This window comes from Streptomyces bambusae (genome assembly GCF_020532645.1).
Taxonomy (GTDB): domain Bacteria; phylum Actinomycetota; class Actinomycetes; order Streptomycetales; family Streptomycetaceae; genus Streptomyces; species Streptomyces bambusae.
Genome location: NZ_JAJAUZ010000086.1, coordinates 1 through 21,885 on the forward strand (window position 1 = coordinate 1; position 21,885 = coordinate 21,885).

Genomic DNA, 21,885 nt, shown 5'->3' on the forward strand with positions numbered 1-21,885 from the left:
GGGGGGGGTCCGGGCAGAGCCCGGTGCCCGGCGCCGGCCGGGTTGCAGTTCTGGGGGCTCCGCCCCAAACCCCGCTCCTCAAACGCCGGAGGGGCTGGATTTCGCCCCGCCCGGCGGGCAGCCGGCCCAAACGGGCTGGGATTGCCCCGCCCCATGGGCAGCCGACCCCAGGAGCGCTGGAACTGCCCCGCCCGCTGGGCAAAGGGCGGAGGTGACCAGGGCAACGGACAGCAGGTCCGAGAAGGACGGGGCACCGGCTCCCCCGCCCGGCGGGGCCTCGGCGGGGAGCCCCCGTCACAGACCCACGATCGCGTTCCAGCGCCGCGCGAAGCCCCGGCGCTCCGCCGCCGAGATGTCCCGGGCGATGGCCAGACGCCGCCGCATCGAGTCGTCGGGAAAGATCAGCGGGTCTTCCGCGAGCGCGGCCGTCTCCTCGTCGCCGGAGTCCGCCAGGACGTCCCGCGCGGCCGGCACGGGGCAGACGTAGTTGACCCAGGCGGCGAGCTCGGCCGCGACGTCCGGCCGGTAGTAGTGGTCGACCAGCGCCTCCGCATTCGCCTTGTGCGACGCGAGGTTCGGCACGAGCAGGCTCTCGGCCCACAGCTCCGCCCCCTCCTCCGGCACGACGAACTCGATGTCCGGGTTGTCGGCCTGGAGCTGGATCACGTCCCCGGAGTACGCCTGGCAGGCCAGTACGTCCCCGGTGGACAGGTCCTTGATGTAGTCGTTGCCGGTGAAGCGCCGGATGTGCTTCTTGCGCACCAGCTCCTCGACCCGGTCGCAGACCCGGTGGAAGTCCGCCTCGGCCCACCGCGTGACGTCCACCCCGTCGCCCTGCATCAGCAGCGCGAACGACTCGTCGAGCCCGGACAGCAGCGTGACCTTGCCGGCCAGCTCGGGCCGCCACAGGTCGGCGGTGGACCTGATCTCCCGCCCCAGCTTCTTCCGGTTGTACGCGATCCCGGTGATCCCGCACTGCCACGGCACGGTGTGCCGCCGCCCCTCGTCGAACGCGGGCGAACGCAGCTGCGGGTCCAGGTACTTCGCCACGTTCGGCTGCGCGTCCCGGTCCATCTCCTGGGCCCAGCCCAGCCGGACGAACCGCGCGGCCATCCAGTCGCTGACGACGAGCAGGTCCCGGCCGGTCTCCTGGCGGTTCATCATCGCCGGGCTGACCTTGCCGAAGAACTCGTCGTTGTCGTTGATCTCCTCGGTGTAGTGGACCGTCACCCCGGTGCGCTCGGTGAAGGCCTCCAGGGTGGGCCGGCGCGACTCGTCCTCGTCGTCCGTGTCGATGTACAGCGGCCAGTTGGCGAAGGAGACCGACCGGTCGGCCGCGGACCGGTCGGCGGCGGACCGCCGGCCCTCGTCGACGTAGGCCGCGGGGACCCCGCATCCGGTGAGGGCGGCGAGGAAGCCGGCGGTGCCGAGGCCGCGCAGCGCCGCGCGGCGGGAGAACGTACGGGAAGCGATGCGTTCGGCCATGCGCACACCCTCGGCGGAACGCAGAGGGGCGGGCAATAGACAGTCTGTCTACTGCCCGCCCCTCCGGGGACCGGACTTGATCAGCCGGGAGTCGCTCAGCCGTCGAGCGAGGTCATCACGTGCTTGATGCGGGTGTAGTCCTCGAAGCCGTACGCGGAGAGGTCCTTGCCGTAGCCGGACTTCTTGTAGCCGCCGTGCGGCATCTCGGCGACCAGCGGGATGTGGGTGTTGATCCACACGCAGCCGAAGTCGAGGTTCTTGGACATGCGCATCGCGCGGGCGTGGTCCTTGGTCCACACGGAGGAGGCGAGGGCGTACTCGACGCCGTTCGCGTACTCCAGGGCCTGCGCCTCGTCCGAGAAGGACTGGACGGTGATGACCGGGCCGAAGACCTCGTTCTGGATGATCTCGTCGTCCTGCTTGAGGCCGGAGACGACGGTCGGGGCGTAGAAGTAGCCCTTCTCGCCGACCTGGTGGCCGCCCGCCTCGACCTTGGCGTGGGCGGGGAGGCGCTCGATGAAGCCCGCGACCTGCTTGAGCTGGTTCGGGTTGTTCAGCGGGCCGTACAGCACGTCCTCGTCGTCCGGCTGGCCGGTCTTGGTGTCGGCGGCGGCCTTGGCGAGGGCGGTCACGAACTCGTCGTGGATGGACTCGTGCACGAGCACGCGGGTGGCGGCGGTGCAGTCCTGGCCGGCGTTGAAGTAGCCGGCGACGGCGATGTCCTCGACGGCCTTGGCGATGTCGCAGTCCTCGAAGACGACGACGGGGGCCTTGCCGCCGAGCTCCAGGTGGACGCGCTTGACGTCCTTGGAGGCGCTCTCGGCGACCTGCATGCCGGCGCGCACGGAGCCGGTGATGGAGGCCATCGCGGGGGTGGCGTGCTCGACCATGGCCTTGCCGGTCTCGCGGTCGCCGCAGATGACGTTGAAGACGCCCTTGGGCAGCACCGAGTCGATGATCTCGGCCATCAGCACGGTGGACGCCGGGGTGGTGTCGGACGGCTTGAGCACCACGGTGTTGCCCGCGGCGATGGCCGGCGCGAACTTCCACACGGCCATCATCATCGGGTAGTTCCACGGCGCGACCTGGGCGCAGACGCCGACCGGCTCGCGGCGGATGATCGAGGTCATCCCGTCCATGTACTCGCCGGCCGAGCGGCCCTCGAGCATGCGCGCCGCGCCCGCGAAGAAGCGGATCTGGTCGACCATCGGCGGCAGCTCCTCGCTGGCCGTGAGGCCGAGCGGCTTGCCGGTGTTCTCGGACTCGGCGGCGACGAGCTCCTCGGCGCGGGCCTCGAAGGCGTCCGCGATCTTCAGCAGGGCCTTCTGGCGCTCCGCCGGGGTGGTGTCGCGCCAGCCCGGGAACGCCGCGGCGGCGGCGGCCATGGCGGCGTCCACGTCGGTCTGGCCGGACAGCGGCGCCGTCGCGTAGACCTCGCCGGTGGCGGGGTTGACCACCTCGGTGGTCCGCCCGTCGGCGGCGTCCCTGAACTCCCCGCCGATGTAGTTGCGCAGTCGACGCAGTTCGGTGGTCACTACAGCCACACTCCTGATCACGTGTCCAATGATTGAGACAGTGCCCCAGCCTAGCTCCTCGGCCGACGCTTTCGACAGAGCCGGACGCCACGAACTACGAAATCAGTGCCCAGAGATCTCCACAACAACGGATTTCATTGATTTCGGGTTGCGGAACTGTCGAGTCCTCGTGCACAGTGAGGTCGTGGTCAGTCGAAGCACAGATGCCAGGAACAGACAGCCGTCCCCTTCGGTCGATGCTGTGTCGCTGGCGATCATCGAGCAACTGCAGGAGGACGGACGCCGTCCGTACGCAGCAATCGGCAAGGCCGTCGGCCTGTCGGAGGCCGCGGTGCGCCAGCGCGTGCAGAAACTGCTCGACCAGGGCGTCATGCAGATCGTCGCCGTCACCGATCCGCTCACCGTGGGTCTGCGGCGCCAGGCGATGGTCGGCATCAACGTCGAGGGCGACCTCGACCCGGTGGCCGACGCACTGACCGCGATGGCCGAGTGCGAGTACGTGGTGATGACCGCGGGCTCGTTCGACCTGATGGTGGAGATCGTCTGCGAGGACGACGACCACCTGCTGGAAACGATCAACAAGCGGATCCGCACGCTCCCCGGGGTGCGGTCCACCGAAAGCTTCGTCTACCTGAAGCTGAAGAAGCAGACCTACATGTGGGGAACCCGATAGCCGTGACCCAGGACCTGTCCAAGACCGCGTACGACCACCTGTGGATGCACTTCACCCGCATGTCCTCGTACGAGAACTCCCCCGTCCCCACCATCGTGCGGGGCGAGGGCACCTACATCTACGACGACAAGGGCAAGCGCTACCTCGACGGCCTCGCCGGACTGTTCGTGGTCAACGCGGGCCACGGCCGCAAGGAGCTGGCCGAGGTCGCGTACAAGCAGGCGCAGGAACTCGCGTTCTTCCCCGTCTGGTCCTACGCCCACCCGAAGGCCGTGGAGCTCGCCGAGCGCCTGGCCGACTACGCCCCGGGCGACCTGAACAAGGTCTTCTTCACCACCGGCGGCGGCGAGGCCGTCGAGACCGCCTGGAAGCTCGCCAAGCAGTACTTCAAGCTCAAGGGCAAGCCGACCAAGTACAAGGTCATCTCGCGCGCCGTCGCCTACCACGGCACGCCGCAGGGCGCCCTGTCGATCACCGGCCTGCCGGCCCTCAAGGCCCCCTTCGAGCCGCTGGTGCCGGGCGCCCACAAGGTCCCGAACACCAACATCTACCGCGCGCCGATCCACGGCGACGACCCGGAGGCCTTCGGCCGCTGGGCCGCCGACCAGATCGAGCAGCAGATCCTGTTCGAGGGCCCCGACACCGTCGCCGCGGTCTTCCTGGAGCCCGTGCAGAACGCCGGCGGCTGCTTCCCGCCGCCGCCCGGCTACTTCCAGCGGGTCCGCGAGATCTGCGACCAGTACGACGTCCTGCTCGTCTCCGACGAGGTCATCTGCGCCTTCGGCCGCCTCGGCACGATGTTCGCCTGTGACAAGTTCGGCTACGTACCGGACATGATCACCTGCGCCAAGGGCATGACCTCGGGCTACTCCCCGATCGGCGCGTGCATCGTCTCCGACCGCATCGCCGAGCCGTTCTACCAGGGCGGCAACGTCTTCCTGCACGGCTACACCTTCGGCGGCCACCCGGTGTCCTCCGCGGTGGCGCTGGCCAACCTCGACATCTTCGACAAGGAGGGGCTCAACCAGCACGTGCTGGACAACGAGGGCGCCTTCCTCTCGACGCTGCAGAAGCTGCACGACCTGCCGATCGTCGGCGACGTCCGCGGCAACGGCTACTTCTACGGCATCGAGCTCGTCAAGGACAAGAACACCAAGGAGTCCTTCACGGACGAGGAGACCGAGCGCGTGCTCTACGGCTTCCTCTCCAAGGCGCTCTTCGACAACGGCCTCTACTGCCGTGCCGACGACCGCGGCGACCCGGTCATCCAGCTGGCCCCGCCGCTGATCTCCGACCAGGGCACCTTCGACGAGATCGAAGGCATCCTGCGCACGGTGCTCACCGAGGCGTGGACCAAGCTCTGATCCCGCAACGCACACAGACTCCCAGGCCACCCGTCCCGGCCTGGTGAGCCCGGCTCCGGCAGGACGTTGCGGGTCCTGCCGAGCCCATGACGGCAACCCTCACCGCCGTCGTGCCCCACGGCCCGGATGCGCCCGTTCGAGTGAGAACGGGCGGGTCCGGGCCGTGTGCCGTCCGCCCGCCGGCACTCCGGCTCCCTACCGTGCCTCGTGACCGATCGGCCGCCGCTTCGTTCCCCCGGACGGGGGAGCCGGGCAGCGAGTCCGGTCCGCAGTCGATGTGAACCGAGGTGTATGCCATGGTGGCCCCGCCGGACAACGATGTGCTCTGGGCACGCTCCCTGCACCACTCCCACCGCGGGTCGCCCGCACTGAGCGGGGTCTCCGTCGGCGTCCGCGCGGGCGAGATCCTCGCCGTCACCGGCCCCCGCGGCAGCGGCAAGACCACCCTGCTGCGCTGCCTCTCCGGCCAGCTCCGCCCCGACGAGGGAGAGGTCTGGTTCAACAGCGTGCCCGTCCACACCATGGGCGCCCTCGCCCGCGAACGGCTGCGCCGCGACCGGTTCGGCTGGATCGGCCCCGAACCGCAGCTCGTCCGCGAACTCACCGTGTGGGAGAACGCCGCCCTGCCGCTGCTGCTCGCCGGCACCCCGCACCGCGCCGCCAAGCGCACCGCCGTCGAATGGCTCGACCGCCTCGACATCGGCGCCCACGCCCGGCGCCGCCCGGCCGTCCTCGGCCGCGCCGAAGCCCAGCGGGTCGCACTCGCCCGCGCCCTGGTCGCCGTACCCGCCGTGGTCTTCGCCGACGAGCCGACCGCCTGCCTGCACCGGGCCGAAGCCGCCCAGCTGCTGCGCACCCTGACCACCGCGGCCCGCTCCCACGAGATCACCGTGGTCCTCGCCACCCACGACGAGGACACCGCCGGGCACGCCGACCGCCGCACCGCCCTCCTCGACGGCCGCCCGGCCGCCGCCGGACCGCACCCCACCGACACGGAGGGCCGGGCCGCGTGCTCACTCTCCGTCTAGCCCGCGGCTCCCGCCCGCTGGTCCAGCTGCGCCGCCTGCTGGTCGCCGCCGCCTCCGCCGGCACCGGCTTCCTGCTCCTGTACGTCCTCGCCGAGGCGGTGGCCCGGCCCGCCGGCTCCGCGCCGCGGCTGCTGTGGTGCCTGGTCCCGCTCGCGCTGACCGTGCAGTTCGCGGTCGCCGTGGCCCGCACCGACCCGGCGACCTGGACCCGTGAAGGGCTGTCCGCGCTGGGCCTGGGCCCGGTCCGGCTCAGCGTGGTCGCGGCCGTCTCCACCGCCGTCTCCTGCGCCCTCGGCAGTTCGCTCGCCCTGCTGGTCTTCCTCCACCTGCGCGGCGACATCGCCGGCCTGCCGTTCGACGGGGCCGCCGCCCGGGCCCTGCACGCCGACCGGCCGTTCCCCGTGGCCGCCGCACTCACCCTGCTCGCCCTGGTCCCCCTGGCCGGGGCGCCGGCCGCGGCGCTCGCCCGGCGGCCGCGCACCGCCCGGCCGCCGCAGCACCTGCTGCCCTGGGGCCTGACGCTGCTCGCCGCCGGGTTCGCCGTCCTCCTGTACGCGGGCCGGCAGGCCGTCGGCGCCCTCGCCGGCTGGTCCCTGACCGCCGCCGGGCTGGTACTCGCCGGACCGGCCGTCGTACACGGGGCCGGCGCACTGATCCGCATCGCCCGGCCCGGCGCGGCCCGGCTGCTGGCCGGCCGGTCGCTCCAGGAGGAGGCCGCCCGGCTCGGCCCGCCGCTGGGCATGCTGTGCGCGGTCGCCGCCGCCGGGCTGAGCCTGCCGGTGCTGCGGGACCGGGTCGGGGTGCCGCTGGGACCGCTCACCGGGCCCGCCGCCGTGCTCGCCGCGCTGTGCGCCGCCGCCACCCTCGCGGTGACGGCCGTCGAGACCCGGCAGGCCCGCGGGGCCACCCGGGAGGCCGTACGCGAGCTCGGCGCGCCGCGCCGGGTGCTGCGCGCGGCCACCGCCCTGCGACTGCTGGCCCTGCTGGTCTGTGCCGCGCCGCTGACCTGGGCGGTCGCCCGGCTGATCACGCTCGCCCTGACCCACTGACCCCGGCCCGGCCGGTGCGCCGTAGGGTGGCCGGGTGGACAACCGGGACAAGGAAGACTTCGAGCTCGAAACCCTCGCCGAATTCGACCGGGCGACGGCCCGCGGCTCACTGAGCGGCTACCGCGTCCAGTCGGTGGACCTGCGGGAGCGCACCCTCGCCCTGCTGTCCCTGGACACCTCGGCCACCGTGTTCCTCGGCTGCACCATGGAGCCCGACGCCGCCGCGAAGGTCCGCGGCGACGGAGCACTCGTCTTCCCGCCCGTCCCCGACCTGCCGTTCGACCCGTACCGCGGGCGGCTCTACGGCCCGGAGGAGCTGTTCGACGGGCTGTCCGCCGGGTACGAGGCGACCTTGGACTTCCTCACGTACGACTGGTTCCAGCAGGCCGAGGCCGACGGGGACGTCCTGTCCTCGATGCTGCGGTCCCTCCACGACGACGCGGTCTCCGACGCCCTGGACGAGCTGCTGGCCGGCACGCGGGTGGTGGGCGTGATGGGCGGGCACGGCATGGCCCGAGGCAGCGCGGCGTACGCGGGTGCGGCGCGGCTGGGCCGGGCGCTGGCCCGGACCGGGCTGACGGTGGCCACCGGCGGCGGGCCGGGGGCGATGGAGGCGGCGAACCTGGGCGCGTACCTGGCGCCGTTCGAGGACGCGGCGCTGCCGGAGGCGCTGGAACTGCTCGCGGGCTGCCCGTCGTTCACGCCGTCGGTCACCGACTGGGCGACCGCGGCGTTCGCCGTGCGCAAGCAGTGGCCGGGCGGCGGGGACTCGGTGGGCATCCCCACCTGGTTCTACGGGCACGAGCCGCCGAACGCGTTCGCCGGGCACATCGCCAAGTACTTCGCGAACGCCCTGCGCGAGGACGGACTGCTGGCCCGTTCGAACGCCGGGGTGGTCTACCTGCCCGGTGCGGCGGGCACCGTCCAGGAGGTCTTCGACGCCGCGACCCCGAACTACTACGGGTCGCGGGGCGAGCCGGCCCCGATGGTGCTGGTGGACGTGGCGCACTGGACGCGGACCCTGCCGGCCTGGCCGCTGCTGCAGGCGCTGGCGGCGGGCCGGCCGATGGAGTCCCGGATCGCCCTGGTGGATTCGGTCGACGAGGTGCCGGCGGTCCTGGCCGCGCTGGCCTGACCTGGCTCTTTCCTACCCGGAGGCAACCCCGGGGCAGGAAGACACGTCTGGTAGGCGGAGCGCAAAACCTGCGAACCCGGTGAAACGCGCCGAATCCCGCACCGCCCTGCCCGATGTGAACGGAGCCCCTCGTGCTCATAGGCCTGCTGACCGCTGTCGCGGCGTCGATCTGCTACGGCACGGGGTCGGTGCTGCAAGCCGTGGGCTCCCGGCGCGCGGCCCGCGCCGACTCCGGATCCGGGGTGACGCAGCACGGCGGCCCCAACCTGTCGTCCACCGCGAAGGCCGCGATGACCTGGGAGTTCATCGTCGGCACCATCCTCGACTTCGTGGGCTTCGGGCTCGGTGCGCTCGCCGCCCGGCTGCTGCCGCTCTTCCTGTCCCAGACCGTGATCAGCGCGAACCTGGTGATCACGGCGGTGCTGAGCGTGAAGATGCTCGGGATCCGGCTCAGCCGCAAGGAGTGGGCGTCGATCGGTGTGGTCTGCGGGGCGCTGGTCCTGCTGGCGACGGCCGCCGGGCACGAGGGCGGGCACCACGCGGACCGGTCGGTGCACTGGTGGCTGCTCGGGGTGACGGTGGCACTGATGGCCGGCGGCACGGTCGCCGTACGGTTCCTGGGGGCGCGGGCCGCGATCCTCGCCGGTCTGCTGTCGGGCCTGGGCTTCGGCGCGCTGGGCGTCGGCGTCCGCATCCTCGACGGGGTCGAGCCGTTCTCCCTCGGGGCGCTGCTGGCGGATCCGGCGCTGTACGCGATCGTGATCGCCGGGGCCGGGGGGATGTACCTGCACACGGTGGCGCTGCAGATCGGCTCGGTCAACGGGGCGACGGCCGCACTGGTCGTCGGCGAGACGGTGCTGCCGGGCGCGATCGGCGTCCTCTGGCTCGGCGACGCGTCCCGGCCGGGCCTGGCCTGGCTGGCCGTCACCGGATTCCTCCTCGCGGTCGCCGGCGCGGTGGCGGTCGCCTGGTACGGCAGCCACGACACCCCCACCCCCGACCCGGCCACGCCCGACCTCGCCCCCGCGGGCTCAGCCGCCCGCTGAGCGGAAAGGACCGGGGCTCCGCCCCCACACCCCCGCGGCGGAGCCCCGAAAGCCGGCCTCGCCGGCGATCGAGGCGCGGGGTCCGGGGCGGAGCCCCGAATCCCTAAGGGAGGAGGACGACATCCGCGGGGTCGAAGCCGACCCCGACGGAGGCACCGACCTCCGGCGCCCCGGCCAACTCGCACTCCGCCTCAAGCACCGGCCCACCCGCCAGCACCCGCAACCCCAACGACACGTGCGTCCCCCGGAACGTCCGCGACACCACCTCGCAGGCCACCCCCGCCCCCACGGGAACCACCCGCACGCCCCCCGGCCGCACGAACAGCCGGCACTCCCCCTCCGCCGTGCCCGCCGGCACCGGCACCGCCCCCCACACCGTCTCGGCGGTGCCGGAGGCCACCCGCCCCGCCACGACGTTCTCGAAGCCCAGGAACCGCGCCACGAACTCCGACGCCGGCCGCCGCCACACCTCCAACGGCGTCCCGGCCTGCGCGATCCGCCCCTCCCGCATGACCACGACCCGGTCGGCCAGCGCGAACGCCTCCCCCTGGTCGTGCGTCACCGCCAGCACCGTCGTCCCCAGCGCGGAGAACAGCCCCCGCAGCTCGACCACCAGCCGCTCCCGCAGCCCCCGGTCCAGCTGCCCCAGCGGCTCGTCCAGCATCAGCAGCCGCGGGCGCGGCGCGAGCGCCCGGGCCAGTGCCACCCGCTGCTGCTCGCCGCCGGACAGCGAGGACACGGCACGCCGCCCGGCCCCCGGCAGTCCCACCAGTTCCAGCAGCTCGGCGACCCGCGCCTCCCGCTCGGCCCGTCCGACCCCGTGCATCCGCAGTCCGAAGGCGACGTTCCCGCCGACGTCCCGCTGCGGGAAGAGCTGGTGGTCCTGGAACATCAGGCCCACCCCGCGCCGGTGCACCGGCACCCCGCCCTGGTCGGCGCCGCCCAGCCGGACCCGGCCGGCCGCCGGCTGCAGACCGGCGATCACCCGCAGCAGCGTGGACTTCCCGCTCCCGCTCGGCCCCAGCACGCACACCGTCTCGTGCTCGGCGACCGTCAGGTCCACCGCGTCCAGCACGGTCCGCTCGCCGAAGCGGACCGACACGCCGTCCAGTTCCAGCAGCGCCATCAGAACTCCCCGGAAGATCGCTCGGGCCGCAGCCGCTCCAGCACCAGCAGGGACACCGCGCACACCCCCATCAGAATCGTGCTCAGGGCCATCGCCTGCCCGTAGTTCAGCTCACCGGCCCGCCCCAGCAGCCGCGCCACCGCGACCGGCAGCGTCGGCCGGTCCGGCCGGGCGATGAACACCGTCGCGCCGAACTCGCCGAGCGAGACGGCGAACGCGAAACCTGCCGCCACCAGCAGCGCCCGCCGCACCAGCGGCAGGTCCACCTCCCGCCAGGCCCGCAGCGGCGAGGCCCCGAGGACCGCGGCGGCCTCCCGCAGCCGCCCGTCCACGGCCCGCAGCACCGGCAGCATGGTCCGCACCACGAACGGCACCCCGACCAGCGCCTGTGCCAGCGGCACCAGGATCCACGAGGTCCGCAGGTCCAGCGGCGGCTCGTCCAGCGTGATCAGGAAGCCGAAGCCGACGGTCACCGCGGACACCCCCAGCGGCAGCATCAGCAGCGCGTCGAACCCGCGGACCAGCGGCCCGGCCCGGCGGGTGAGCGCGGCGGCCGCCAGCCCGCCGACGACCAGCGCGATGCCCGTCGCGGCCAGGGCGTACTCCAGCGAGTTCCCGATCGCCTCCAGCGGCGGCACGAGGAACGTCCCTCCGCCGGCCCCCTCGTCCTGGAGGGCCCGGTAGTAGGCGGCCCCGTAGCCGGCGGGCGTGTCGAAGGACCGTTCCACCAGCACCCCGAGCGGCAGCACGATCAGCACGGCCACCGTCAGCAGCACCCCGCCGAGCAGCGCCCGCTGCCCCGCGCCGTGCACCCGGCGGGCGGTGAGCGCCGGGTCCACCAGCCGCAGCGCGGTCTCCCGCCGCCGGACCGTGGCCGCGTGCACGGCCAGGATCAGGCCGACGGCCGCGAACTGCACCATCGTGAGGACGGCCGCCGTCGGCAGGTCGAGCAGCTGCGCGGTCTGCCGGTAGACCTCCACCTCCAGCGTCGCGTACGCCGGTCCGCCGAGGATCTGCACGACGCCGAACGAGCTGAACGTGAAGAGGAAGACCATCAGCGCGGCGGCGGCCACCGCCGGGCCGAGCGCCGGCAGCGTGACCCGCCGCCAGGCCCCGAACCGGCTCGCGCCGAGCACCCGGGCGGCCTCCTCCTGCCGTGGGTCGAGCTGTGCCCACAGCCCGCCGACAGTCCGGACGACCACGGCGTAGTTGAAGAAGACGTGCGCGAGGAGGATCGCCCACACGGAGGTGTCGAGCCGTACGCCCCACAGCTCGTCGAGCAGCCCGCCACGGCCGACCAGCGCCAGGAAGGCACTGCCCACGACGACGGTCGGCAGCACGAAGGGCACGGTGACCACGGCCCGCAGCAGCTGCTTGCCGGGGAAGTCGAACCGTGCGAAGACGTACGCCCCGGGCAGCGCGATCACCAGGGTCAGCGCGGTCGACGCCAGCGCCTGCCAGGTGGTGAACCACAGCACGCCGGCGATGTCCGGGCGGCCCAGCACCTCGCCGATCCGCCCGGGTTCCCAGCCCGCGTCCGTGTCGAAACCGCGGCCGACGATCGCGGCCACGGGGTACGCGAAGAACAGGCCGAAGAAGGCGAGCGGCAGGGCCATGAGGGCCAGCCGGGCGGCGGTGGCCCGGACTCCGGTCCCCGCCGCCCGCGACTGCGCGCCGTCGCCGGCGCGCGCGGTCACTTCAGGACCAGCGCGGTCCACGCCTTGACCCACTGCTCGCGGTTCTTCGCGATCCGGTCGGGGGCCACGGTCTCCGGCTTCGCGACGACGACGCCGTGCCTGGTGAACAGCTCGGGCAGCGCTGCGCCCTTGACGACCGGGTTCACGAACATCGTGAGCGGCATGTCCTCCTGGAACTTCTTGCCGATCATGAAGTCGAGCAGCGCCTTGCCCCCGGCCTCGTTCTTCGCGCCCTTCAGCAGGCCCGCGAACTCGGTCTGCCGGAAGCAGGTGCCGGTGGCGACACCGGTCGGGGCGTCCTTCGGCTGCGGCTCGGCGTACAGCACCTCGACCGGCGGGCTGGAGGCGTACGAGACGACCAGCGGGCGGTCGCCCTTGGCCTTCTTGCCGCCGGCCGAGCCGGAGAACCGCTCGTTGTAGGCCTGCTCCCAGCCGTCGACGACCTCGACGCCGTTGGCCTTCAGCTTGCCCCAGTACTCCTCCCAGCCCTGGTCGCCGTACTTGCCGACGGTGGCGAGGAGGAAGCCGAGGCCGGGCGAGGAGGTCGCGGCGTTCTCGACGACGAGGAGGTCCTTGTACGCCGGCTTGGCCAGGTCGTCCAGGGTCTGCGGCGGGGCGAGCTTCTTGTCGGCGAAGTACTTCTTGTCGTAGTTGACGCAGATGTCGCCGGAGTCGACGGGCGTGACGCGGTGCTCCGCCTTGTCGAGCCGGTACTGCTCGGGGACCTCGGCCAGGCCCTTGGCCTCGTACGGGGTGAAGAGCCCGTTGTCGAGGGCGCGGGACAGCAGGGTGTTGTCGACGCCGAAGAACACGTCGCCGCGCGGCGAGCCCTTGGTGAGGATCTCCTGGTTGAGGGCGGTGCCGGCGTCGCCGCTCTTCAGCACCTTGACCGTGTAGCCGGTCTCCTTCTCGAACGCCTTCAGCACCGCCGGGGTGCTCGCGAACGAGTCGTGGGTGACGAGGGTGACCTGCTTGGTCTTCGGCGTGCCGGACACGGCGCCGTCCTTGCCCTTCGCGTCGCCGTCGCCGCAGGCGGCGAGGGTGCCGACGCCGAGGGCCACGGCGAGCGCGGTGCCGGCCAGCTTCTTGGTGGTGCTCACGGAAACATTCCTCCTGGAGTGACCAGGAGAAGACGCGGCCCCGCCCGGGCGCTCTGGAGAGCGGACGCCGGGGCAGGGCGCAACAGCTTGAGGTGTGTTGACCGAACTTCCTACCCAGAATGACCTGGGCGAGGTTCAGAGGGTCTGCGGACTGACGGTTCCCGCACTCTCAGCGCTGTGGCGCTCCCCTGTCGGAATATGCAATTGGTTCGGGCCCAGGGTACCCCGGGCCCGAACCGGTGCTTCCGTGCCCGCCGGGGCGGCTCGCTACCCCGGCGGATCCGCTGCGGCGGATCAGCGCTCGCTGGCCGCCAGCTGCCCGCAGGCGCCGTCGATCTCCTGGCCGCGGGTGTCGCGGACGGTGACCGGCACGCCGTGGGCGGCGATGGCCTCGACGAAGGCCCGCTCGTCCTCGGGGCGGGAGGCGGTCCACTTGGAGCCCGGGGTCGGGTTCAGCGGGATGAGGTTGACGTGCACCCGCTTGCCCTTGAGCAGCCGGCCGAGCAGGTCACCGCGCCAGGCCTGGTCGTTGATGTCGCGGATCAGCGCGTACTCGATGGAGACGCGGCGGCCCGACTTCTCGGCGTACTCCCAGGCCGCGTCGAGGACCTCGCGGACCTTCCAGCGGGTGTTCACGGGAACGAGCGTGTCGCGCAGCTCGTCGTCCGGGGCGTGCAGCGAGACGGCGAGGCGGCACTTGAAGCCCTCGTCGGCGAACCGCAGCATCGCCGGGACCAGGCCGACGGTGGAGACGGTGATGCCGCGCTGGGACAGGCCCAGGCCGTCCGGCTCCGGGTCGGTGAGACGGCGGATGGCGCCGACGACCCGGTTGTAGTTGGCGAGCGGCTCGCCCATGCCCATGAAGACGATGTTGGAGAGCCGGGCCGGGCCGCCGGGGACCTCGCCGTCGCGCAGGGCGCGCATGCCGTCGACGATCTGGTGCACGATCTCGGCGGTCGACAGGTTGCGGTCGAGGCCGGCCTGGCCGGTGGCGCAGAAGGGGCAGTTCATGCCGCAGCCGGCCTGCGAGGAGATGCACATGGTGACCCGGTCGGGGTAGCGCATCAGGACGGACTCGACGAGCGTGCCGTCGTGGAGCTTCCACAGGGTCTTGCGGGTGGTGTCCTCGTCGCAGGAGATGTGCCGGACCACGGACATCAGGTCGGGCAGCAGTTCCTCGCGGAGCTTGTCGCGGGAGCCGGCCGGGATGTCGGTCCACTCGGCCGGGTCGTGCGCGTACCGGGCGAAGTAGTGCTGCGACAGCTGCTTGGCGCGGAACGGCTTCTCACCGATCGCGGCGACGGCCTCGCGGCGCTCGGCGGGCGACATGTCGGCCAGGTGGCGCGGCGGCTTCTTGGCGCCGCGGGGCGCGACGAAGGTGAGCTCGCCCGGGGCGGGACGGGGGGCCATGAAGGGTACTCCTCGGTACGGCGAGGCCTGGGCGCGCCTGCGCGCGGGGCGCGCGGCGGACTGGTGGCTCGACCGGAGCCGGGAGACCTCATGGGGTCCGTCCGCGCGGTCGCGGGACGGAAGGGGACAGATCCTGACGGAAAAGGCGCGCCACTCGCGAGTGACGCGCCCTTCAGGATAACCCGTACCGCCGGACCGCCGGGGTCCGAGCGGATTTCCGCAGGTCAGCCGACTCCCACGAAGGCGGCGAGGAGCAGCCAGACCACCGGGGCGGTCGGCAGCAGGGAGTCCAGCCGGTCCATGATCCCGCCGTGTCCGGGGAGCAGCGTTCCCATGTCCTTGATCCCGAGGTCCCGCTTGATCATCGACTCGCCGAGGTCGCCCAGGGTGGCGCTGACCGCGACCGCGAGGCCGAGGACCAGGCCCTGCCACCAGGCGCCGCCGTCGATCAGGAACTCCATGCACAGCGCGCCGGCCGCCATGGCGAAGGCCACCGCTCCGAACAGGCCCTCGCGGGTCTTTCCGGGGCTGATGCGGGGTGCGAGCTTGTGCTTGCCGAACCGCCAGCCGACGGCGTACGCGCCGGTGTCGCTGACGACGGTGAGCACCAGGAAGGTGACCACCCGCTGCGGGCCGTCGTCGGGCGTGAGCAGCATCGCCACGAACGTCGCGAGGAACGGCACGTAGAACGCGGCGAACACGCCGGCCGTGACGTCCCGCAGGTAGTTCTCGGGCGGCTCGGTCATCCGCCAGACCAGTACGGCGAGGGCGGTGAGGGCCATCGCGACCCAGGCGCCCTCGGCTCCCCGTACGTATCCGGCGACGACCATGGCCGCACCGCCGACGGCGAGCGGCACCAGCGGCGCCTTGATCTCCTTGCGCTCGGCGAGCCGGGAGGTCAGCTCCCACAGCCCGACGACCACGGCGACGGCGATGACGCCGACGAAGACTTCCTTGACGATGAACAGCGAGGCGAAGATGACCGCGCCGAGGCCGACGCCGACCCCTATGGCGGCACGCAGATCCCGCCCCGCGCGCTTCTTCTGCGGCGGTTGCGAGGCCTGGGGGGCCTGCGAGGGGGGCGGAGGCGTGGGCATGGGCTCCTGCAGCGGCGTCTCGTCGCGGAACAGGGGGCTGCTCTGGAGAGCAACCCCCCGGTCGCGTGCTTCCTGATCTCCGAAGCGGTCGGGCACGATGGGCAGGGGCCGCGTGTACGGGCCCCCTTGCGCATCGTATGCGGGACCCGCCTGCGCATCGAATGCGGGACCCGCCGGAACCGGCTCCGGGACAGGCCCCTGGTCGGACGGCGGCCGGCCGCCGGAGAACCCGGCGTCCGGCGAAGCCCCCCAGGGAGAGTCGTTCATCAGACCTCGAGCAGCTCGGCTTCCTTGTGCTTGAGCAGCTCGTCCACCTGCGCGACGTACTTCGCGGTGGTGTCGTCGAGCTCCTTCTCCGCGCGGCGCACCTCGTCCTCGCCGGACTCCTTGTCCTTGACGAGCTTGTCGAGGGCGTCCTTCGCCTTGCGGCGGACGGAGCGGATGGAGACCTTGGAGTCCTCGGCCTTGGTGCGCGCGACCTTGATGTACTCCTTGCGGCGGTCCTGCGTCAGCTCGGGGAACACCACCCGGATGATGTTGCCGTCGTTGCTCGGGTTGACGCCGAGGTCGGAGTCGCGGATGGCCTGCTCGATGTTGCGCAGCGCGCTCTTGTCGAACGGCGTGACGACGGCCATGCGCGGCTCGGGCACCGAGAAGGAGGCGAGCTGGTTGATGGGCGTGATGGCGCCGTAGTAGTCGGCCACGATCTTGTTGAACATCGCCGGGTGCGCACGGCCGGTGCGGATCGCGGCGAAGTCCTCCTTGGCGACCACGACGGCCTTCTCCATCTTCTCCTCGGCTTCAAGGAGGATTTCTTCGATCACCACGTGCTCCTGCATGTCTTGAGTGGATGGTTCGGGCGGGGCGGGCGGGGCCGCAACGTCAGGCCCTGGTGCCCTGGTCGCTCACCAGCGTGCCGATCTTCTCACCCTTGACGGCGCGAGCGATATTGCCTTCGGCGAGCAGCTCGAAGACGAGGATCGGCAGCTTGTTGTCACGGCACAGCGTGATGGCGGTGGCGTCGGCGACCTTGAGGTCGCGGGAGAGCACCTCGCCGTACTCCAGCGCGTCGAACTTCACCGCGGCCGGATTGGTCTTCGGGTCGGAGTCGTAGACCCCGTCCACGCCGTTCTTGCCCATGAGCAGCGCCTCGGCGTCGATCTCGAGGGCTCGCTGGGCGGCGGTGGTGTCGGTGGAGAAGTACGGCATGCCCATGCCCGCGCCGAAGATCACGACGCGTCCCTTCTCCAGGTGGCGCACCGCGCGCAGCGGGATGTACGGCTCGGCGACCTGGCCCATGGTGATGGCCGTCTGGACGCGCGAGTCGATGCCTTCCTTCTCCAGGAAGTCCTGGAGGGCCAGGCAGTTCATGACGGTGCCGAGCATGCCCATGTAGTCGGACCGGGCCCGGTCCATGCCGCGCTGCTGCAGCTCGGCGCCGCGGAAGAAGTTGCCGCCGCCGATGACCACCGCGATCTCGGCGCCGTCGCGGACCACGGCCGCGATCTCCCGGGCGATGGCGTGGACGACGTCGGGGTCGACACCGAGCCCGCCGCCGCCGGAGAAGGCCTCACCGGACAGCTTCAGCATGAAGCGCCGGCCCTTCTTCTCGTGGTCGCTCTGGTCTTCGGAAGCGGTGTGGGGGTCCACGCCCTGGTTCATGGAGATCTCCTCGTGCACATACGAAGAAGGCCATTGCCGGTGGGTCCTTGCGGTTCCCTTTACGGCAATGGCCTCCTCGTCAGATCTGCGGTCGTCCTGCGCGCAGGCGGACGACTGCCTCAGACCCTACCGGGGTCCGGTGTCCGTCGCGTACGCGGACGGAATCAGATGCCGACCTTGATGCGGGTGAAGCGCTTCAGGGTGACACCGGCCTCGTCCAGGATCTGCTGGACGGACTTCTTGTTGTCCAGCGCGTACGGCTGGCCCAGGAGGGTGGCGTCCTTGAAGAAGCCGTTGAGGCGACCCTCGACGATCTTCGGGAGCGCGGCCTCGGGCTTGCCCTCGGCGCGGGTGGTCTCCTCGGCGACGCGACGCTCGGACTCGACGACCTCGGCCGGGACGTCCTCCTTGGAGAGGTACTTCGGCGCGAAGGCGGCGATGTGCTGGGCGATGCCGCGAGCGACGTCGCTCTCCTTGTCGAGCTCGACCAGGACACCGATCTGCGGGGGCAGGTCGGGCATGGTGCGGTGCATGTACGCGGTGACGAAGCCGTCGCTGTACTGCGCGAAGCGGTCCAGGACGATCTTCTCGCCGAGGTTGGCGTTGGCCTCGTCCACGAACGCCTGGACGGTCTTGCCGGCCTCGATCTCGGAGGCGAGCAGGGCCGCGATGTCCGCCGGGGAGGTGGCGGCCACGTGGGCGGCGATCTGGTTGGCGACGGCCTGGAACTTGTCACCCTTGGCGACGAAGTCCGTCTCGCACTTCAGCTCGACCAGGACACCGGAGGTGCTGTCGTCGGCGATGAGGGACACGACGGCACCGTTCTCGGCAGAACGGCCCTCGCGCTTGGCGACGCCCTTCTGACCCTTGATGCGCAGCGCCTCGACGGCCTTGTCGACGCTGCCGTCCGACTCTTCCAGGGCCTTCTTGCAGTCCATCATGCCGGCGCCGGTGAGCTCGCGGAGCTTCTTGACGTCAGCGGCGGTGTAGTTCGCCATGAGTCTGTGATTCTCTCTCGAAGTCGTAGATCTACGGGTGAACGGCGGGGGCCGGTGCCTCGTGAGCACCGTCCCCCGTCGTCATCGTCCGTGCTGCGAGTGCCCGGAAGGTGAACTCCGGGCGCTCCCAGTGGGTCAGGCCTGCTCGGCGTCCGCGGCCGGGGCGGCCTCGGTGGCCTCGGCGGCCGGGGCCTCGGCAGCGGGGGCCTCGGCGGCGGCGGGGGCCTCGTCGGCCTTCTTGTCGCCCTCGAGGAGGTCGCGCTCCCACTCGGCCAGCGGCTCGCCGATGGCCTTGTCGCCCGGCTTCGAGTCACCGGCGGCAACGCCGGAACGGGCGATGAGGCCCTCGGCGACGGCGTCGGCGATCACGCGGGTGAGCAGGGTGACGGAGCGGATCGCGTCGTCGTTGCCCGGGATCTTGTAGTCGACCTCGTCGGGGTCGCAGTTGGTGTCGAGGATCGCGACGACCGGGATGTGGAGCTTGCGCGCCTCACCGACGGCGATGTGCTCCTTCTTGGTGTCGACGATCCAGACGGCGCTCGGCACCTTCTGCATCTCGCGGATACCACCGAGGGTCTTCTCCAGCTTGGCCTTCTCGCGGGAGAGGACCAGGAGCTCCTTCTTGGTGAGGCCGGAGGCGGCCACGTCCTCGAAGTCGATCTGCTCGAGCTCCTTCAGACGCTGAAGGCGCTTGTAGACGGTGGAGAAGTTGGTGAGCATGCCGCCCAGCCAGCGCTGGTTGACGTAGGGCATGCCGACGCGGGTCGCCTGCTCGGCGATCGCCTCCTGCGCCTGCTTCTTGGTGCCGACGAACATGATGGAGCCGCCGTGCGCGACGGTCTCCTTGACGAACTCGTAGGCGCGGTCGATGTACGACAGCGACTGGAGCAGGTCGATGATGTAGATGCCGTTGCGCTCGGTGAAGATGAAGCGCTTCATCTTCGGGTTCCAGCGACGGGTCTGGTGACCGAAGTGGACGCCGCTCTCCAGCAGCTCCCGCATCGTGACGACGGCCATGGCCGTACTCCTTGAGGTGCTCGGTTACCGCGGCCGCCGGACGGCGGTCGCGCCTGACGCCCCGACGCGCCGTGCCACGAGGGACCGAGGAGCGCGGCCACCAGCCCTTTCGGGTCCGGTGGCGGGGCGTGCGAAGTCGACCCGGTGACCCGGATCGCCACAAGAAGTGTACGGGACCCGTACCCGTGCCGGGTGACGCGCCCGTCCACAGCGCCCCGCTCGTCCACAGGCCGGCCCGCTCCGCGGGTGCCCACGGGCACGCTGTCCGCATGACGGCATTCGCCTTGCTCCTGCTGCCGGCCCTGCTGCTGGCCCTCGCCCCGGCCGCCGCGCCGGCCCTGCTGCCCGTACCCGCCCCGATGCCTGCACCGGTGCCCGCTCCGGCCCCCGCCGCCGTGCCGGCCGCCGTGCCGGACGCCGTGCCGGTCGCCGTGCCCGCCGCCGGGACGGACGGCGGTCCCGTGCGGCCGCTGCCGCCGCCGCTGCGGGTGCTGCGCTGGTGGCATCCCCCGCCGACCCCGTACGGGGCCGGGCACCGCGGGGTCGACCTCGCGGCGCCGGCCGGCACGGGGGTACGGGCGGTCGGCCCGGGCCGGGTGCATTACGCCGGACAGGTGGCGGGACGCGGCGTGCTCTCGCTCACCCTCCCGGGCGGCCTGCGCACCACCTACGAGCCGGTCCGCCCGCTGGTGTCGGACGGCGAGGAGGTCCGGGCCGGGCAGCTGGTGGCCGTGCTGGCCGCGGGCGGCCACTGCCCGGAGTCCTGCCTGCACTGGGGGCTCCTGTCGGGCGACACCTACCTCGACCCGCTGACCCTGCTCCCCCGCCCGTCCCCACGCCTGCTGCCGGTACCGCTGGAGTAGAGCCGCGCGGGACGGGGGTCCGGGGCGGGGGGAGATGGAGCGTGGGGCGGGGGGGGGGAGGGAGGGGGCGGGGTCAGCCCCCGACGCCCCGCAGGGCCATGCCGACCGCCGCCTCGGTGACCTCGTCGGGGTCCTCGGCCGCGCCCAGCTCGATCCGGCGGACGGCGGCGTCGACGATGCCCTGGAGCAGCATCGCGGCGAGCCGCGGCCGGGCGTGACCGAGCGCGCCGAGGGCTTCGACGACCATCGCGACGAGCCCGCCGTGGGCGGCCCGGATCTTCTCCCGGGCGCCGGCGTCCAGCTCGCCGGCGGAGATCGCGACGACGGCGCGGTGCCGGCGGTCGCCCACGAGGGCGAGCTGGCTGCGGACGTACGCCTCGATCTTCGCCTCGGGGGTCTGCGCCACCTCCATCGCGGCCTCGATCTCGGCCGCCCACACGGGGAAGTCCACGGCGCAGAGCTCTTCGACCACGGCCGCCCGGGAGCGGAAGTACTCGTAGACGGAGGACCGGGCCAGTCCGGTGCGGGCGGCGAGGGCGGGGAACGTCAGCGCGTCCGTGCCGCCCTCGGACAGGAGGGAGCGTGCGGCGTCCAGCAGGGCGCCGCGCTGCATCGTCCGGTGCTCGGCCACGGAGGCCGCTCGAATCCTGGGCACCCTTCCACTCTACGGACGGGCCGCAAGGTCAGCGGCCCACATCGGCCAGCTTGGCGCGCAGTTGGAGCACGGACTTGGTGTGGATCTGGCTGACCCGGCTCTCGGTGACGCCGAGGACGTTGCCGATCTCCGCGAGGGTGAGCCCCTCGTAGTAGTAGAGGGTGACGACGGTCTTCTCCCGCTCCGGGAGCGTGTTGATGGCCCGGGCCAGGAGCCGCCGCAGCTCACGCCCCTCGGCGACCTCGACCGGGTTGTCGGCGGCGGTGTCCTCCAGGGTGTCCATGAGGCTGAGCCGGTCGCCGCCCTCGCCGCCGACGTGCAGCAGTTCCTCCAGGGCGACCACGTTGGCCAGGGACAGCTGGCTGAACACCGAGTGGAGGTCCTCCACCCCGATGCCCATCTCCGCGGCGACCTCGGCCTCGGTGGGCGTCCGCCGCAGCTGGGCCTCCAGCGTGGCGTACGCGCGTTCGACAGCCCGCGCCTTCTGCCGCACCGAGCGTGGGATCCAGTCGAGCGCCCGCAGCTCGTCGATCATCGCCCCGCGGATCCGGGTGATGGCGTACGTCTCGAACTTGATGGAGCGGTCGATGTCGAACTTCTCGATCGCGTCGATCAGTCCGAACACCCCGGAGGAGACGAAGTCGGCCTGCTCCACGTTGGGCGGCAGTCCCACGCTGACCCGGCCGGCGACGTACTTCACGAGGGGCGAGTAGTGCAGGATCAGCTGCTCGCGCAGCCGCTCGTCCCCCGAGCCCTTGTACGACCGCCAGAGCTCGTCCAGGGACGTGGGTGCGGCGGGCCGCACGCCGCCGCGGGCAGCGGGGGGCACCGCAGCGCGGTCAGACCCGGGGGTGTGCTGGGGCATGCGTCGCCTTGAGCCGTTCTGCTGTGTGCTGGCTGATCTGTGCGGGAGGCCGTGGCCGGTTCGGGATCCCTGCGAGCGTA

The 21,885-nt window shown here is 72.1% G+C and carries 19 protein-coding genes and 1 pseudogene; 7 read left to right on the top strand and 13 right to left on the bottom strand.

Going from position 1 to position 21,885, the window contains the following annotated elements; translation table 11 throughout:
• Window positions 1–294 precede the first annotated feature (294 nt).
• On the bottom strand, window positions 295–1,485 hold the full coding sequence (locus tag LG634_RS34225) for an ABC transporter substrate-binding protein (protein WP_226739871.1): 1,191 nt from the start codon (window positions 1,483–1,485) through the stop codon (window positions 295–297).
• A 95-nt stretch (window positions 1,486–1,580) separates the two neighbouring features.
• Window positions 1,581–3,020, bottom strand: coding sequence for a gamma-aminobutyraldehyde dehydrogenase (locus LG634_RS34230; protein ID WP_226739873.1), 1,440 nt, complete (start codon window positions 3,018–3,020; stop codon window positions 1,581–1,583).
• Window positions 3,021–3,189: 169 nt separating this feature from the next.
• Here LG634_RS34230 and LG634_RS34235 point away from each other — a divergent pair, with 169 nt between their 5' ends.
• From LG634_RS34235 to LG634_RS34260, 6 genes and pseudogenes are all read left to right on the top strand, one after another.
• Window positions 3,190–3,693, top strand: a complete 504-nt coding sequence (locus tag LG634_RS34235; RefSeq protein WP_226739912.1) for an Lrp/AsnC family transcriptional regulator — start codon at window positions 3,190–3,192, stop codon at window positions 3,691–3,693.
• Window positions 3,678–5,057: an aspartate aminotransferase family protein gene (locus LG634_RS34240; protein ID WP_226739874.1), complete on the top strand. Its 1,380-nt coding sequence runs from the start codon at window positions 3,678–3,680 to the stop codon at window positions 5,055–5,057. The genes LG634_RS34235 and LG634_RS34240 overlap by 16 nt, the downstream gene beginning before the upstream one ends.
• A gap of 380 nt (window positions 5,058–5,437) precedes the next feature.
• Window positions 5,438–6,085, top strand: a pseudogene (locus LG634_RS34245) (ABC transporter ATP-binding protein); the annotation flags it as partial.
• The gene (locus LG634_RS34250; protein ID WP_226739878.1) at window positions 6,067–7,134 is read left to right on the top strand and encodes a hypothetical protein; all 1,068 of its coding nucleotides are present in this window, start codon (window positions 6,067–6,069) and stop codon (window positions 7,132–7,134) included. The pseudogene LG634_RS34245 and the gene LG634_RS34250, both read left to right, overlap by 19 nt.
• 34 nt (window positions 7,135–7,168) lie before the next feature.
• Complete coding sequence (locus LG634_RS34255; RefSeq protein ID WP_226739881.1) at window positions 7,169–8,269, top strand: LOG family protein; 1,101 nt, start codon at window positions 7,169–7,171, stop codon at window positions 8,267–8,269.
• Between the two features lie 131 nt (window positions 8,270–8,400).
• Window positions 8,401–9,315 (top strand): DMT family protein, encoded by a 915-nt coding sequence (locus tag LG634_RS34260; protein ID WP_226739883.1) that lies wholly within the window; start codon window positions 8,401–8,403, stop codon window positions 9,313–9,315.
• 103 nt (window positions 9,316–9,418) lie between these two features.
• Here the strand turns inward: LG634_RS34260 and LG634_RS34265 are convergent, their stop codons facing one another.
• From LG634_RS34265 to rpsB, 9 genes are all read right to left on the bottom strand, one after another.
• Window positions 9,419–10,441: an ABC transporter ATP-binding protein gene (locus tag LG634_RS34265; protein ID WP_226739884.1), complete on the bottom strand. Its 1,023-nt coding sequence runs from the start codon at window positions 10,439–10,441 to the stop codon at window positions 9,419–9,421.
• A complete protein-coding gene (locus LG634_RS34270) occupies window positions 10,441–12,057 on the bottom strand; it encodes an ABC transporter permease (RefSeq protein WP_226739914.1) in 1,617 nt (538 codons plus the stop codon). The genes LG634_RS34265 and LG634_RS34270 overlap by 1 nt, the downstream gene beginning before the upstream one ends.
• Before the next feature lie 77 nt (window positions 12,058–12,134).
• Window positions 12,135–13,238, bottom strand: a complete 1,104-nt coding sequence (locus tag LG634_RS34275; RefSeq protein WP_226739886.1) for a thiamine ABC transporter substrate-binding protein — start codon at window positions 13,236–13,238, stop codon at window positions 12,135–12,137.
• Window positions 13,239–13,532: 294 nt separating this feature from the next.
• A complete protein-coding gene (gene rlmN / locus LG634_RS34280) occupies window positions 13,533–14,648 on the bottom strand; it encodes a dual-specificity RNA methyltransferase RlmN (protein ID WP_226739888.1) in 1,116 nt (371 codons plus the stop codon).
• Between the two features lie 224 nt (window positions 14,649–14,872).
• Window positions 14,873–16,012 (bottom strand): phosphatidate cytidylyltransferase, encoded by a 1,140-nt coding sequence (locus LG634_RS34285; protein ID WP_226739889.1) that lies wholly within the window; start codon window positions 16,010–16,012, stop codon window positions 14,873–14,875.
• Window positions 16,012–16,569, bottom strand: a complete 558-nt coding sequence (frr, locus tag LG634_RS34290) for a ribosome recycling factor (protein WP_226739916.1) — start codon at window positions 16,567–16,569, stop codon at window positions 16,012–16,014. The genes LG634_RS34285 and frr overlap by 1 nt, the downstream gene beginning before the upstream one ends.
• A 58-nt stretch (window positions 16,570–16,627) precedes the next feature.
• On the bottom strand, window positions 16,628–17,407 hold the full coding sequence (gene pyrH / locus LG634_RS34295) for a UMP kinase (RefSeq protein ID WP_226739891.1): 780 nt from the start codon (window positions 17,405–17,407) through the stop codon (window positions 16,628–16,630).
• Between the two features lie 164 nt (window positions 17,408–17,571).
• Window positions 17,572–18,405, bottom strand: coding sequence for a translation elongation factor Ts (gene tsf, locus LG634_RS34300; protein ID WP_226739893.1), 834 nt, complete (start codon window positions 18,403–18,405; stop codon window positions 17,572–17,574).
• Between the two features lie 135 nt (window positions 18,406–18,540).
• On the bottom strand, window positions 18,541–19,422 hold the full coding sequence (gene rpsB / locus LG634_RS34305; protein WP_226739896.1) for a 30S ribosomal protein S2: 882 nt from the start codon (window positions 19,420–19,422) through the stop codon (window positions 18,541–18,543).
• Between the two features lie 269 nt (window positions 19,423–19,691).
• On the opposite strand from rpsB, the gene LG634_RS34310 reads away from it, so the two are divergent.
• The gene (locus LG634_RS34310) at window positions 19,692–20,285 is read left to right on the top strand and encodes a M23 family metallopeptidase (protein ID WP_226739898.1); all 594 of its coding nucleotides are present in this window, start codon (window positions 19,692–19,694) and stop codon (window positions 20,283–20,285) included.
• A gap of 73 nt (window positions 20,286–20,358) precedes the next feature.
• Here the strand turns inward: LG634_RS34310 and LG634_RS34315 are convergent, their stop codons facing one another.
• Window positions 20,359–20,898, bottom strand: coding sequence for a TetR/AcrR family transcriptional regulator (locus LG634_RS34315; protein WP_226739918.1), 540 nt, complete (start codon window positions 20,896–20,898; stop codon window positions 20,359–20,361).
• 70 nt (window positions 20,899–20,968) lie between these two features.
• Window positions 20,969–21,805, bottom strand: coding sequence for an RNA polymerase sigma factor WhiG (gene whiG, locus LG634_RS34320; protein WP_226739900.1), 837 nt, complete (start codon window positions 21,803–21,805; stop codon window positions 20,969–20,971).
• Between the last annotated feature and the right edge of the window lie 80 nt (window positions 21,806–21,885).

What these genes read in the sequence shown, in the direction of transcription:
- LG634_RS34225 (WP_226739871.1), bottom strand. Translation starts at nt 1,485, where the DNA reads ATGGCCGAACGCATCGCTTCCCGTACGTTCTCCCGCCGCGCGGCGCTG.
- LG634_RS34265 (WP_226739884.1), bottom strand. Translation starts at nt 10,441, where the DNA reads ATGGCGCTGCTGGAACTGGACGGCGTGTCGGTCCGCTTCGGCGAGCGG.
- LG634_RS34270 (WP_226739914.1), bottom strand. Translation starts at nt 12,057, where the DNA reads ATGGCCCTGCCGCTCGCCTTCTTCGGCCTGTTCTTCGCGTACCCCGTG.
- rlmN (WP_226739888.1), bottom strand. Translation starts at nt 14,648, where the DNA reads ATGGCCCCCCGTCCCGCCCCGGGCGAGCTCACCTTCGTCGCGCCCCGC.
- LG634_RS34285 (WP_226739889.1), bottom strand. Translation starts at nt 16,012, where the DNA reads ATGAACGACTCTCCCTGGGGGGCTTCGCCGGACGCCGGGTTCTCCGGC.
- pyrH (WP_226739891.1), bottom strand. Translation starts at nt 17,407, where the DNA reads ATGAACCAGGGCGTGGACCCCCACACCGCTTCCGAAGACCAGAGCGAC.
- tsf (WP_226739893.1), bottom strand. Translation starts at nt 18,405, where the DNA reads ATGGCGAACTACACCGCCGCTGACGTCAAGAAGCTCCGCGAGCTCACC.
- rpsB (WP_226739896.1), bottom strand. Translation starts at nt 19,422, where the DNA reads ATGGCCGTCGTCACGATGCGGGAGCTGCTGGAGAGCGGCGTCCACTTC.
- LG634_RS34310 (WP_226739898.1), top strand. Translation starts at nt 19,692, where the DNA reads ATGACGGCATTCGCCTTGCTCCTGCTGCCGGCCCTGCTGCTGGCCCTC.
- LG634_RS34315 (WP_226739918.1), bottom strand. Translation starts at nt 20,898, where the DNA reads ATGCAGCGCGGCGCCCTGCTGGACGCCGCACGCTCCCTCCTGTCCGAG.
- whiG (WP_226739900.1), bottom strand. Translation starts at nt 21,805, where the DNA reads ATGCCCCAGCACACCCCCGGGTCTGACCGCGCTGCGGTGCCCCCCGCT.